Source organism: Paraburkholderia sp. NMBU_R16 (genome assembly GCF_013282575.1).
GTDB lineage: Bacteria > Pseudomonadota > Gammaproteobacteria > Burkholderiales > Burkholderiaceae > Trinickia.
Genome location: NZ_JAAAYE010000005.1, coordinates 54799 through 68395 on the forward strand (window position 1 = coordinate 54799; position 13597 = coordinate 68395).

The 13597-nt window shown below is 57.3% G+C and carries 12 protein-coding genes; 8 read left to right on the forward strand and 4 right to left on the reverse strand.

The window, feature by feature from the left end:
- Nucleotides 1-314 precede the first annotated feature (314 nt).
- The 8 genes from GWC77_RS03750 (at nt 315) to GWC77_RS03785 (ending at nt 8257) form a co-directional block, all read left to right on the forward strand.
- Nucleotides 315-827 carry a GNAT family N-acetyltransferase gene (locus tag GWC77_RS03750; RefSeq protein ID WP_173255526.1) on the forward strand — a complete coding sequence of 171 codons (513 nt, stop codon included), beginning with the start codon at nt 315-317 and terminating at the stop codon, nt 825-827.
- On the forward strand, nt 824-1306 hold the full coding sequence (locus tag GWC77_RS03755) for an adenylyltransferase/cytidyltransferase family protein (protein WP_173255527.1): 483 nt from the start codon (nt 824-826) through the stop codon (nt 1304-1306). The genes GWC77_RS03750 and GWC77_RS03755 overlap by 4 nt, the downstream gene beginning before the upstream one ends.
- Nucleotides 1307-1309: 3 nt before the next feature.
- The gene (locus tag GWC77_RS03760) at nt 1310-1996 is read left to right on the forward strand and encodes a hypothetical protein (protein WP_173255528.1); all 687 of its coding nucleotides are present in this window, start codon (nt 1310-1312) and stop codon (nt 1994-1996) included.
- A complete protein-coding gene (locus GWC77_RS03765) occupies nt 1993-3039 on the forward strand; it encodes an NAD(P)-dependent oxidoreductase (protein WP_173255529.1) in 1047 nt (348 codons plus the stop codon). The genes GWC77_RS03760 and GWC77_RS03765 overlap by 4 nt, the downstream gene beginning before the upstream one ends.
- Complete coding sequence (locus GWC77_RS29490) at nt 3033-5303, forward strand: glycosyl hydrolase family 65 protein (RefSeq protein ID WP_254366790.1); 2271 nt, start codon at nt 3033-3035, stop codon at nt 5301-5303. Before GWC77_RS03765 ends, GWC77_RS29490 begins: the two co-directional genes overlap by 7 nt.
- Nucleotides 5300-6529 (forward strand): MFS transporter, encoded by a 1230-nt coding sequence (locus GWC77_RS03775; protein WP_173255530.1) that lies wholly within the window; start codon nt 5300-5302, stop codon nt 6527-6529. Before GWC77_RS29490 ends, GWC77_RS03775 begins: the two co-directional genes overlap by 4 nt.
- A complete protein-coding gene (locus GWC77_RS03780) occupies nt 6526-7623 on the forward strand; it encodes a DegT/DnrJ/EryC1/StrS aminotransferase family protein (protein WP_173255531.1) in 1098 nt (365 codons plus the stop codon). Before GWC77_RS03775 ends, GWC77_RS03780 begins: the two co-directional genes overlap by 4 nt.
- A 322-nt stretch (nt 7624-7945) precedes the next feature.
- Nucleotides 7946-8257, forward strand: coding sequence for a HigA family addiction module antitoxin (locus tag GWC77_RS03785; protein WP_173255532.1), 312 nt, complete (start codon nt 7946-7948; stop codon nt 8255-8257).
- Between the two features lie 112 nt (nt 8258-8369).
- On the opposite strand, the gene GWC77_RS03790 is transcribed toward GWC77_RS03785, so the two are convergent.
- From GWC77_RS03790 to GWC77_RS03805, 4 genes are read right to left on the reverse strand one after another with little or no spacing between them, the layout of a single operon-like run.
- Nucleotides 8370-8996 carry a sarcosine oxidase subunit gamma gene (locus tag GWC77_RS03790; RefSeq protein ID WP_173255533.1) on the reverse strand — a complete coding sequence of 209 codons (627 nt, stop codon included), beginning with the start codon at nt 8994-8996 and terminating at the stop codon, nt 8370-8372.
- Nucleotides 8986-12009 carry a sarcosine oxidase subunit alpha family protein gene (locus tag GWC77_RS03795; RefSeq protein WP_173255534.1) on the reverse strand — a complete coding sequence of 1008 codons (3024 nt, stop codon included), beginning with the start codon at nt 12007-12009 and terminating at the stop codon, nt 8986-8988. Before GWC77_RS03795 ends, GWC77_RS03790 begins: the two co-directional genes overlap by 11 nt.
- A complete protein-coding gene (locus tag GWC77_RS03800) occupies nt 12006-12317 on the reverse strand; it encodes a sarcosine oxidase subunit delta (RefSeq protein WP_173255535.1) in 312 nt (103 codons plus the stop codon). The genes GWC77_RS03795 and GWC77_RS03800 overlap by 4 nt, the downstream gene beginning before the upstream one ends.
- A gap of 22 nt (nt 12318-12339) precedes the next feature.
- Complete coding sequence (locus GWC77_RS03805) at nt 12340-13584, reverse strand: sarcosine oxidase subunit beta family protein (RefSeq protein WP_173255536.1); 1245 nt, start codon at nt 13582-13584, stop codon at nt 12340-12342.
- Nucleotides 13585-13597 lie beyond the last annotated feature (13 nt).

Below are 13597 nucleotides of genomic sequence, written 5' to 3' on the forward strand. Positions count from 1 at the left end.
GCTCAAGACTGGCTTGAATGAAATATTTACTAGACACGGCATTCCGTGCCATATAGACGGTTACGGCGGCCGAATTGGAGTTCACATCGGAACCGTAGACCGGCCTCGCTCGATGAAGGACATCGAGCAAATTTATCCTGTCAACTTCGCTCGAAAATTGTTTCGTGCTCTATCAACGGAATATGGCCTGTATGGATTCTTGATGCCTCTCGCGTATTGCCCTGAGCCAATCACATTATCGTCGGCACATACCCCTCAAATGATTGACGATGCATGTGACTGGCTGGATACCGCACTCAAGAAGCTTGATTATCATGCCAATTGACGACTATCAAAGCGTTATCGTGCGCCGCTTCATAAATTCTGATATAGCAGCAGCACTGGAACTGATCTCGCAGATCGGTTCACCTGACGATCTTGCACGTGCAGCGCGCGAACAATTCACCCGCGAACTGGACGCCCCACATGACGAAGAAGTTAGATTTGTCGCGATCTATCGAAGCATGGTTGTCGGCACGATGGGGTGTGGTCCAGGGCCGCTACCGTCAAAACAAGCCCTATGGGCAGACTGGTTAGTTGTTGACCGCAACCACCGCCGAAGAAAGATTGCCTCGCTGCTTTATGAAAAGGTCGAAGAATTTGCATCAATTCGCAAAAAAACCTACCTCTGCTTGGATATTGGCAACATAGACAACGAGCGCGCCGCATTTACTTTTCATCTCCGCAATGGATTTCAGATAGTAGGGCAGCTACCAGACTATTGGGGAGAGCTCGAGCATCTAAACATAATGGCAAAACGCCTCACTCCTATGGATCGACGCCAATGATTGTCTTGAATGGAGCTAACGAACTAAGGCCATTGGCCATGGCCTACCGAGCCAGCGGCCTCACCGTAGGACTTTGTCACGGCTGTTTCGATATCGTTCACTTTGGGCACATACATCATCTGCGCCAAGCCAGTTCGCTTGTAGATCGACTTCTAGTGTCGATCACAGCTGACGAGTTCATCGATAAGGGCCCCGATCGCCCGATATTTTCAGAGCGCATTCGAGCAGAAATTGTTGCATCCATTCGATACTGTGATCATGTAATCGTGAACCGCTCCGCAACAGCCGAGCTGATTATTTCCGCTATCCAACCGGATATGTTTTTCAAAGGGGCCGACTACCGCTCGGGTAGTGACCCGAGAGTTCGCGCGGAGCGTGTGCTCGTCGAAAGCGCAGGTGGACGCCTGATTTTTACCGACGACGCGGTGATGGATTCAACATCTCGGATCGCACGGGCGATCATGTCCAAAGGAGAGTAATCAATGGAAGATAGAGATCAAACACTCCTATTGCTCGATCTCGACGGCACATTGATCGACACTCCCCACTATCAAGCTTGGGACTACGCCGCACGTCAGTTCGGTGTCGATGATCTTAGCTACGCAGAATACGTCGCTTACATCGCTGGAAGGCCCCGTCTGGAAGGCGCGTCTCGGCTCATAGAGTTGAAGAGAAACTGTCGTCGCGTAGATACGCGCCGCCCACAAGATAGCTGGGTATTGGCAGAGTCCAAGCAAGCCGAGTTCTTGCGGCTGTCTGAAGACACTCGACTCTTCGATGATGCACTCCGACTGCTGCACCGACTAGAGACATCGCAGCTGCGAGTCCGTTTTTACACCGCTTCCGAGAACGCAGCTCGACTGTTCACAACTGCGTTGCGTAGATCCGGGAAATCGCTTTGCCCACAACAGTCGGTGGTGCAGCAACAGGAAGGCCAGACGCGAGGGGAGCTGTTTCTGCAACTTGCCGGCGAAAGTGCAGCGGCCGCGGTAACGCTTGTCGACGATGCGCCACATGCAGTTGATGCCGCTTGTGCCATCGGCCTGAGCGCGTATCAGATTCGCAGAAGTCCATTCCAGCCGCCCCCCACTCATTCGGGTGCACGCATTCTTCCGTCACTGGACTGCATTCCTGTGCCGATCAACGTCACTGTAGGGGGTTTAAAATGACAGAGCATGCATGCATCCTTGTAACAGGCGGCACCGGATATGTTGGCGCGCGGCTAGTGCCTAAACTACTGGCGAGCGGCTATCGCGTAAGGGTCCTGGACGCCCAGTTCTTCCCGAACGGACTTAACCGATTCCTCGGTGACACTCGCTTGGAGTTGGTCCGAGGAGATATCCGCGATCAAGCGATCGTTGAGCGCGCCCTGAGTGGAATCAACGCCGTCATACATCTTGCCGCGGTAGCAAACGACCCCAGCTTTAATACGGATCCGGCGCTGAGTCGATCAATAAACTTCGATTGCCTTCCGTATCTAGTAAAAACCGCAAAACGCCTGGGTTGCCAACGCTTCATTTATGCGTCCTCAGCCAGCGTCTATGGCATCAATAACGAACCCATTGTCGATGAGAATCAACCGTGTTTGCCTATCACTGACTACAACCGATACAAAGCGGAAGGAGAAAAAATTCTTTTCGACATAACGGGCCCGTCTTTCGAAACAGTCGCAGTTCGGGCCGCAACCGTTTGCGGCTGGTCGCCAAGGCAGCGTTTAGACTTGACCGTTAACATCCTCACAGCCAACGCACTCGCAAACGGAAAAATTACGGTCTTTGGCGGTCAACAGTACCGGCCCAACGTTCACATCAACGATCTTTGCAGGATATACACACTACTTGTCCAACGGGAATCGCTGGGTAGTCTCTGCGGACGAGCGGTCAACGTTGGTCAGGAGAATCACTCAGTGGCCGATATCGCGATGCAGGTCAAAGGCATTGTCGATAGCTACTACAATGCGAACATACCGATCGCAACGGCAGCCTCCGATGACGTTCGGTCTTATAGACTCGATTCGAGCCTTGTGCGGCGAGAGCTTGACTTCCAGTTTGTCCATACCATCCGCGACGCAGTTCTGGAAATATGTGAGCAATGGCAATCAGGATGGTTCAACGACAGTAGGAACATTCTGACGGATCCTCGCTACCACAACCTCTTAAACATCCAATCTGCTGACTGGTCTTTCGCTTCGTCCGTGAGTTGCCCATGCTAATCGTTTCTTGCGGTAAAAAAAGCGAACAAGTGACGGACCTGCGTCCGGCATCATGTGCATTTGTTTCATGTGTGACGACGTTGGCCAATGCTCTCATCGGCGTACGTCCACACGTTCCGGGCGCAACCGAGCGAGCTCAGCGAGTACAACTGCTAGCAAATGGGGTATATGCAGCCGGTGTGGGAGTGTCGCGCGAAATTGTGTCGCTGCCCGCGCCGCGAATTCTCCGGATCTACGACGTCGAGACCGGAGAGTCCGCGCGTCCTCAAGCAGGAGTAACGGGCAAAGTCACGCTCCGTCTCGATAGCGCATCCGTTACGAGCACGGAGTACTTGCATGTTGGTCAGCAAGCGTTCGAATTGATCGTGCGGCAGTTTGTAAATGTACCCGGCCGCCCGGAAGTCTCGATGGTCATAGAGCTGCAACAGACAAATAGCGAGGTTAGCGAACCGCGTCGACTGCGACTGGACTATGGGATCGATACATCGGCGGTCAATGAATATCTCGGCACCTTCTCACAGCTAACGGCTCGCCATTATGACGTCGAGCGGTGCGAATGCGGCCGTGACGGTTTCAGCGCTCTTCTCGTTACAGAAGAACATCGATTGTGCTATGACGTCAACATTCAACGGTTACCGACGTCCACCAGCGTTGTCAAGGCATGGCAGCATTCGGACTGCGGCTGCACCATTTCTACGACCTTCGACTTCTCTACCGAGCGCCATCATCGATTAGTCGCGCAGTGGCAAGTGCGTTCGAGATTCGCCCAATCGGGGTTAGGCATGCCAGCAATGGCACCCAACTTCTCAACGATCGAAAGCGAGCATCTAGCCCGATGGAAAAATTTATGGGGTAACCATAACGTTTCAATCAGTGCAAATGGCGATCCAGTTGAAATAGGGATGAAATATTGCATTTTTCAATTATTGCAACATGGCATCGACTCGCACTATCACCCACACGGATTTATTTCTCCAGCACGAGGACTAACCAGCACCTATCATTCAGGATCCACATTTTTCGATACTGAGCTTCATAAATGCATATTTTGGATCTGGAACGACCCGCGCGTAGCCCGATCGATGATAGATTATCGTTATAATCATATTGAGAAAGCGATCGAATTCGCTATGTCAACAGGCTTTTCCGGGGCCCGCTATCCCGAGGCATCAAACGACCGCGGATCGGAAAACGGGCCCCACTATATCCTGTCATATCCGCATCGAGCATTGAAAAGAGAATGGAGCGTCGAGGAAGTTCTACACATCTCTGCGGATGTCTGCTACGCCCTAAATAGGTACTGGATGGCAACAGGTGATGACGCGTATATGAATTTTAGAGGCAGCAGAATCGCCATCGAATGCGCCAGATTTTCTGCCTCCGTATTTACTTGGTCAAACGATAAGCAAGCCTACGTCACGAAGCGCATAATGGGCCCGGACGAATATCACTACCACGTTGACAACAGCTTCTTCACGAACTATCTCCTAAAATGGTGCCTCGAATTTACCCTTTCACTAGTCGATCAGGGGTTTATTCGCGACGCGACAATAAGTGAGATTGCGCACTGGAGGGCAATCATCAAGGATGTATACCTACCATGGATGAACGTTGACGGCGTGTTGATTCCGGAGGAATTTGATGGATACGCGATGCTACCCGAAACAGGCCTTAGACTTGCGAAGATGAGTGGGCCAAGATTTTTGAACGAAAGGGAGAAAGAATCGTCTGAAAAATTAGAGAACTTCGATACCAAGCTTGTAAAGCAGGCGGATATTATCCTACTCATGTCGCTCTTCCCCGACGATTTTTCGCATGAGGTCAAGCAAGCGGCATTCAAGTTCTATGAACCCCGTACGGTCCACGAATCGTCGCTTAGCCATGGTCCTCATGCGGTAGTCGCCGCAGACATCGGCGCAACTGAGGCGTGCGCCTTATTCATAACGCGCGCGAGCCGCTATAACCTGGACTTCATGCCGGTCACGGACTACAGCAATGGTCTGCACCTTTCCGCGTACGCAGGTGCATGGCAGGGGCTCGTTGAGGGGCTTGCCGGACTTCGTGTCGATGGGAACCGGCTCTTTTTCCGGCCACAGTTGCCGGGACACTGGAATTCATACCGGTTCGCCCTCCATTTTCGAGGGCAACAGATTAGGATCACGGTTCCCGCAAATGACGTAATTTGCATTGACTCCGAGGGCGACAAATTCCCTGTCAAACGTCACTCCGATGGCCGAGTCTACATTTGCGGTGAGCCGGAATGACTTCACTAGCCAAACGCGTCTCAATCTATCGCGACGCGCTACATTTCCAGTCATTTCGGAAGTTGTTGATCGGTCAAGGACTGTCCATGGCAGGCGACGCAATCTGTTTGGCAGCTCTGCCCATTGCCATAATTCGCGCTGGCTTCGGCGGCGAGACTTTAGGTTTTATCCTAGCTGCGGTTGGAATCGGCACGGTCATCGGTGCTGTCGCTGGAGGCATGCTGGCAGACAGAAGGTCCCCAAAGCGGGTCCTTATAGCCACAGACATTGCGAGAGGCACGGCGCAACTTATGGTCGTCGCGCTTATAGCATCTGGCTGCCCATCGTGGAGCTTAGTGCTAGCCTATCTTGCATTCGGTATTGGCATCGGCGTCTCCCGCCCATGCACCCAGGTTCTCCTCGTAAACCTGCTACCGAAGCAGGCCTTGGTTGCAGGTAACGGAGCAATCAACTTTATCGACAATTTCGTCGCGGTGATCTTTCCTGCCACCCTAGGAATCCTGATCATTTTGTGGGACCCAGTATGGGGAGTGCTGATCGACGGCATCACCTTCTTCGCAGCGGCCATTTTCACCGCGTTGCTACCTAACGAGACCAAACTTCAATCCGAGGATGAATTTTCAATTCGCGAAGCACTGAACGGAGTAGCAGTCGTCACGCGCAACCCCGAGCTGCTACTCGGTTTCGCCGCTACCGTGGTCGTGAATGTCCTGTGCTTCCCAGTCTTTCTGGTCGTAGCTCCATATGCGGTGACCGAACGCTTTAGCGATGCGATGTGGGGCGTTTGTCTCGCCGCCTCAGGCCTCGGCGCGTGTATTGGATCTATAGTCACCGTACTCGCTTCGGGCCATCGACACCTGCCGTTGCTGACGCTGGGGTGCGGCCTCTTTCTTGGGAGCGCCATGGCCTTGCTGGGAATGGGTGGCTTCGCCTGGATGGCTGTCTTGGGAGCAACGTTTGTCGGGTTCGTCGAGGCATCATGGCTCACTGGCTGGGCAACCGCGATGCAAACGCTTTCTCCTGAGAAAGATCTCGGTAAAGTCGTAGCGGTCGACACGCTCATTACCAGCGGAGCGCACCCGTTCATCTATCTCGGTGGCGGCCTCGTCGGTGAAGCAGTTGGTTATTCACATGCACTGATAATCGCTGCCGTCATTAGTACAATCGGAACCGTCACGATTGGTCTGCTTACGACTAGTCGAAAAAGGCGAGGAAAGGCCAAATGATCCAATGCAACAACGTCGAAGAACAAGCGCGAGATCTGTCTGGACTCATCTTCGAGCGATGGCGCCATGTCCTCACGGAAGGAGAATTCGTGCTCGGCAGTGAAGTATCTCAGTTCGAAACGTGGATGTCGAATCGGTGCGGCGGGGCCTTTGCCGTATCAATGAACTCCGGTACCGACGCTCTGATTCTCGCGCTGCGCGGCCTAGGAATAGGGCCTGGCGACGAGGTCATCACCTGCTCGAATACGTTCGTGGCAACCGTCGGAGCGATAGTTGCCATCGGCGCGCAGCCTGTACTTGCCGATGTCGGGGAAGACGAACTCGTTAACGTTGATACGATTGCACCGCTTCTAAATGACCGCACAAGGGCGGTTATACCGGTTCATCTCCGGGGACGGCCGGCAGACATCGACTCCATCTTGACGCTGTGCCGCGCCCGCGACGGCATAGCCGTGATCGAAGATTGTGCCCAAGCGATCGGGACTACGATCAGAGGTCGTCAAGTTGGGACTTCTAGCGATGCGGCGGCGTTCTCACTACACCCATTGAAAACACTCGGCGGATTGGGAGACGGCGGCGTTCTCGTCACGACCAGCGCAAAACTCGCGGCCTATGCAAGAAATGCTCGAAATCACGGCTTAGCGACTCGCAACGAATCCGTCATGTTTGGAATTAACTCACGCCTTGACTCGTTGCAGGCCGCTGCGCTGAATGTCAAAGCTCAACGCCTTGATCAATGGCTGCACCGCAGAAGGGAAATCGCTGCCTTCTACGATGAAAGGCTTGTAGAGACCGCAACAGGAATCGATCTAGCAAAAGGAAAACGCGGGAGTTCTTACTATCACTACGTCGTGAAATCAGGGCAGCGCGAGAAACTTCAAGAGTATCTCTCCAAGCATGGCATTCACACATCAGTCCACTATCCAACACCCGTTCACTACCAAAAAGCATGGAGATCGACTCAGCCATCCGTCGTACTTCCTACCACCGAGCGATTGGCACGCGAGATCCTAACGATTCCATGTCATCACCATCTTTCGGACGGTGATGTCGAAAAAATCGCGCTGGCAATTCGACGATTCGACTCTGCCTAGGCGTGCCTATCGGCATTGCTGTGCGTTGACCGTCAATTAGAGCATGCGTAGACCGGCCCCAACTACTGAACCAAGACCGACCATTGCCCTTACGCGACAACGGCAATGCCCCTGTCAAGCGTTGACGGACAAGTGACTCGAAACGCCACATACATCGTGGCGCTATCGTGCATATCATCCGCCGTCGGCACGGACGTGACCCAAGGCCTCGAAGTAGTGGCCCGACGCACATACTGAAGAGGCTTTTGACGGCGGAATGCCCCTCGCGAGGCGCCGAATGCCGTGATAATCGATTATCAGGACTACGACTAGGAATTGCGTTATGAGCCGTATCTTCAATCCGCCGCATCTTGGCGCCACGCTACGCGAAGATATATTGCCAGCACTCGGCCTGACCGTAACCCAGGCCGCGCAGCAACTCGGTGTCACGCGTTCCGCGCTTTCGCGCGTGCTCAATGAGCACGCCGCGATCTCCCCTGAAATGGCGTTGCGCATCGAAGCGTGGCTTGGCGTCGAACGAGGGGGCCGCGCCGACGTCTGGCTGGCCGGACAGACCGCCTATGATCTTTGGCAGGCACGTAAGAAAAGTGGCAAGCTGCACGTCAAGCATGCGCCCGCTGAGCCGGCACACTGACAGCAATTGGCCGGGGTAAGAATCGACTTGAAAACTTCGATCGGCGAAACATGAAACTTCGCTCTTCTTCGATCGGCCCTGGCCGCCCACCACCCAGAGCCGATCGCCCGCCTCAAATCAACAACGGCGCCGCGGCATCGAGCATGATGCGGCAGAAGTAGTCGGCAAAACTGCGGCGCACCACGATCTCATAGCTGTCGCTACCCAGCGGCACGAGCACTACCGAAGCCTTGAAATAATGGCTCTGCGCACATTGCCCCCGCGCCAATACACGCGGATGAAGATCGAGCGGACAGCCGCGCGCCAGCACGTCGCGTACATGCGTTCCACTCGCTTCCAATACCGTGTAGCCGCTCCCCACATCGACAGCCGCAGCAAACAGCCCCTGAAACGCGGCACCGAGCTTCGCTTCGAGCTGACCCACCCGCGGCTCGATCGAGCGAACGAGCCATTCGTCCGGACCCAACCAAAGGATGTCGCACTCGCTCGCCTGCGCAACCGTATTCGGCTTCACAGGCAAGCCCGCGCCAAGCACGCTTTGCACGGCATTCATGAACGCCGGATCGCGTGCATCGCCACGGACGTTCACGAGCTCCAGAAACGGCCGCTCGCGCAGTCGAAATACATTCGATTGCTTGACCTGACTCGCCGCAAGAAGCTCCTGCACGCCGACGAGCGGAGATTCGAGCCGTCCCTGGCCGCCGAGCGTCGCCGCATTGCCTTTCGTCTCATTCCACATGCTGACGCACTCCTTCGGTGTCATAGAACACGGGGCTCGATATCGTCGCGTCGACGGTGCGCCCGTTCAAATCGATCGTCACTTTTTGCCCCATCTTGCCCAACCCGCCCTTCACGACCGCCAGCGCAATCGAGCGCTTCAGAATCGGGCTGTAATAGCTGGACGTGACGTGCCCCAGCATCGGCACCGGCTCTGCTGCAACGGTATTCGCCGGCGGCGTCCTCATACCCGGGGCCAGAATCTGCCCGCCTTCGGGCAACACGCAGGCAGGATCGTCGGTCAACAGTCCCACGAGTTGCTTGCGCCCTTCCTTCGCGGTGTCGGACCGGGTCAGCGACCGCTTGCCCAGACAGTCTTTCGTCTTCGCAACAAGACCGCCCATACCCAGATCGAACGGAGTGATCGACCCGTCAGTGTCCTGCCCGACGATGATGTAGCCCTTCTCCGCACGCAGTACGTGCATCGTTTCCGTGCCGTACGGCGTAATGCCGAACTCCGCACCGGCCTCCATCAGCGCTTCCCAGACCGCGCGCCCCGCATTGGCCGGCACGTTGACTTCGTAGGCAAGCTCGCCGGAGAAGCTGATTCGCATGATGCGCGCCTTCACATCGGCCACCGTGCCATCGCGGTAGCTCATGAACGGGAACGCATCGTTTGCGAAATCCACATCGCGGCAAACCTTTTGCAGCACCTTGCGGCTCTTCGGCCCCACGACGGCAAACGTGGCCCAGTGGTCCGTGACCGAAGCCAGCCGCACCTTCATGTCGGGCCATTCGGTCTGCAGCCATCGCTCGAGCCAGGTCAATACCCGCGCGGCGCCGCCCGTCGTCGTCGTCATCATGTAGTGCTGATCGCCCAGACGAACGGTCACGCCATCGTCGAACACCATGCCGTTTTCATCGAGCATGAGGCCGTAGCGGCATTTGCCCACTTCGAGCTTCGACCACGGATTCGTATACACCCAGTTCAGCAGCTTCGCCGCATCGGGGCCCTGGATATCGATCTTGCCAAGCGTGGACGCATCGAGAATGCCGACGCCCGTTCGCACCGCGAGACATTCGCGCGCAACGGCAGCGTGCAGATCTTCGCCCGCTTTCGGGTAATACCAAGGCCGCTTCCAGTTGCCGACATCCTCGAACGCCGCACCGTTCTCCACGTGCCATTCGTGAATGCAGGTCTTACGGATGGGATCGATGAAATCCCCGATCTCCCGGCCGGCGATCGCACCGAACGTCACGGGCGTGTAGTTGGGGCGGAACGTCGTCGTGCCCGTCTCGGGAATCGTCTTGCCGAGCGCGCTCGCGAGAATCGCCATGCCGTTGATGTTGCCGAGCTTGCCTTGATCGGTGCCGAACCCCATCGCCGTATAACGCTTCACGTGTTCGACCGATTCGAAGCCTTCGCGTGCGGCCAGCAGAATGTCGGCCGCCGACACGTCGTTCTGGAAATCGACGAACTGCTTGGGCCCACGTGCAGCGCGCTCGTGAGAGCCGACGAGCCACAGCGGCATCAGCGGCGCCTCTTTGATATCAGCCACTTGCGGAGCAGGCGGACGCACAGCCTTGAATCCCAGCGATTGCGCGGCTTCGAGACCGGCATCGAGCGCCAGACGCACGCCGCGCGCAAGACTGAATTCGCCCGATGCGGCACCGACGCTCACTTCGGGCTGGACAGCCTTGCCCGGCACGAAGCAGGACTTCTCGTCGTTCCAATGCGCCTTACCGCCCGACTGCGCGAAAAGATGCAGCACGGGGCTCCAGCCGCCCGACATCGCAACGAGGTCGCAAGAGAGCGTCTCTTGCCGCGAGCCGACGACGCCCCTGTCGAACGTGGCGATTTCGACTGACGACACGCGGCGCTTGCCGTTCGCCACGGTAACGACGGCGCCGCTTTTCACGGCGATGCCATGACGCCGCGCGGCGGCGGGCAGTGCACCGTCGCTCGATGCCCGCGGATCGACAACCGTGACCTTCGCACCGCTCGCTTTCAAATCGAGCGCGCACTGATATCCGTCATCGTTGTTCGTGAAGACGACGGCCTCGCGCCCGGGGAGCACGCCATATCGATGCACATAAGTGGACACGGCCGATGCGAGCATGATGCCCGGCAAATCGTTGTTGCCGAATACGAGCGGACGCTCGTGCGCACCTGTCGCGAGAATGACGCGCTTGGCGCGAATCTTCCAGACGAGCTCGCGCGTGCCTTTGCGCAACGAAACCGGCAGATGATCGGTCAGATGCTGCACGACCGTCACGAGGTTGTGGTCCTGATAGCCGAACGCGGTACTGCGTGTGAGAATTTTCACGTCGGGCATCTGCGCGAGCGCCGACTCGATCTTCTCGGCCCATTGCAGCCCGGGTCGGCCGTCGATTTGCGCGCGACAAGACAGCAGGCTGCCGCCGAGTTCGCGCTGGTCGTCGACGAGAATGACGCGCGCACCGGCCAGCCCAGCCGCATGCGCCGCGGCCAAGCCCGACGGACCGCCGCCGACGACGAGCACGTCGCAGTGCGCAAAGCACTTGTCGTAGCGGTCCGCGTCGGGCGTGTCGGGCGCCTTTCCGAGACCCGCGGCCTCGCGAATCTTTTCTTCGTACTTCGGCCACCATTTGCGCGGCCACATGAACGTCTTGTAATAGAAGCCCGCGGGAATGAAGCGCGCGATCTTCTGATTGATCGCCATGCGGTCGTCCTCGATCGAAGGCTCCGCATTCACGCTGCGCGCGACGAGTCCCTGGTACAGCTCGATTTCGGTCGCGCGGGCATTCGGCACGGTATAGGCGCCGCGTTCGAGCTGCACGATGGCATTCGGCTCTTCCACGCCCGCCGTCACGATGCCGCGCGGGCGATGGTACTTCCAGCTTCGCGCAACGAAATGCACGCCATTGGCGAGCAGCGCCGATGCGAGCGTATCGCCCTGATAGCCCTGGTAGGTACGGCCGTTGAACGTGAACGTCAACGGAATGGCGCGATTGATCCGCCCCCCGGCGCCGAGTCGGTCTTTCTGGCTGCTCATGATTGCGTGCCCTGTTGTTTGCCGTTGTGCTCCGCCCGCTCGGGGGTGGCCCCGTCGAACGTTTCATATCCCTGAATCGCGTACGTCACCGTATCGCGCGTTGCCTTGAACCACCGCCGGCAGCCTTGCGCATGAAGCCATTGCTCGCGATGCACGCCGCGCGTGTTGTGCCGCATGAAGAGGTAGTCTCCCCACTCGCGGTCGGACAATTTCTCGGGCTCGAGCGGACGCACGATGTCGGCCTCGCCGCCGCAGGAGAATTCGGATTCGGCACGCGGGCCGCACCAGGGGCATTCGATCATCAACATGGTTGGTCTCTCTCCAGTGCGTTCAGTGGGCCACGGCGGCAGCGCCGTGCTCGTCGATCAGATGGCCGGTGTAGAACCGGTCGAGCGAAAACGGCGCGTTGATCGGATGCGGCGCATCGTTGGCGATCGTGTGCGCAAACACCCATCCCGAACCTGGCGTCGCCTTGAACCCGCCCGTTCCCCATCCGCAATTGAAATAGAGCCCTTTGACGTCGGTCTTGCTGATGATCGGGCAGGCATCGGGCGACACATCGACGATGCCGCCCCACTGCCGATTCATCCGCACGCGCGAAAACACGGGGAACATCTCGACGATGGCTTGCAACGTGCCTTCGATCACATGGAAGCTGCCACGTTGGCCGAAACCGCTGTATTGATCGATGCCGGCGCCGATGACGAGGTCGCCTTTGTCGGACTGGCTGATGTAGGCGTGTACGGCGTTGGACATGACCACCGTATTGACGACCGGCTTGATCGGCTCTGAAACGAGCGCCTGCAACGGGTGGCTTTCGATCGGCAGACGGATACCGGCCATATCGGCGAGCGTCGTCGTATTGCCGGCGGCCACTACCGCGACCTTCTTCGCTTTGATGAAGCCCTTTACCGTTTCGACGCCGACGACGGCACCGCCATCGCGTCGAATACCCGTCGCCTGGCAGTTCTGAATGATGTCGACGCCATGCGAATCCGCGCCGCGCGCGAAACCCCAGGCCACCGCATCGTGACGCGCGACGCCGCCGCGCCGCTGAAACGATGCGCCGAGCACCGGGTAGCGGGCGTTCAGATTGATCGTCGGCTCGATTTCCTTGATTTGCTCGGGCGTCAGATATTCGGCATCGACGCCGTTGAGCCGGTTGGCATCGACGCGCCGTTGCGTGTCGCGCACGTCCTGAAGCGTATGCGCGAGGTTCATGACGCCGCGCTGACTGAACATGACGTTGTAGTTGAGGTCCTGCGAGAGGCCCTCCCAGAGCTTCATCGCCTTTTCGTAGAGCGCAGCCGACTCGTCCCACAGGTAGTTCGAACGAATGATCGTGGTATTGCGCGCGGTGTTGCCGCCGCCGAGCCATCCCTTCTCGAGCACGGCGACATTACGCACGCCGTGCTCCTTCGCGAGGTAATAGGCGGTGGCGAGACCATGACCGCCGCCGCCGACGATCACCACGTCGTATTCGCGCTTCGGCTCGGGACTGCGCCATTGGCGCTCCCAGTTCTCGTGATACGACAATCCGTTGCGCACCAGACTGAATAGGGAAAAGCGGCTCATAGCGGTCGTCCTT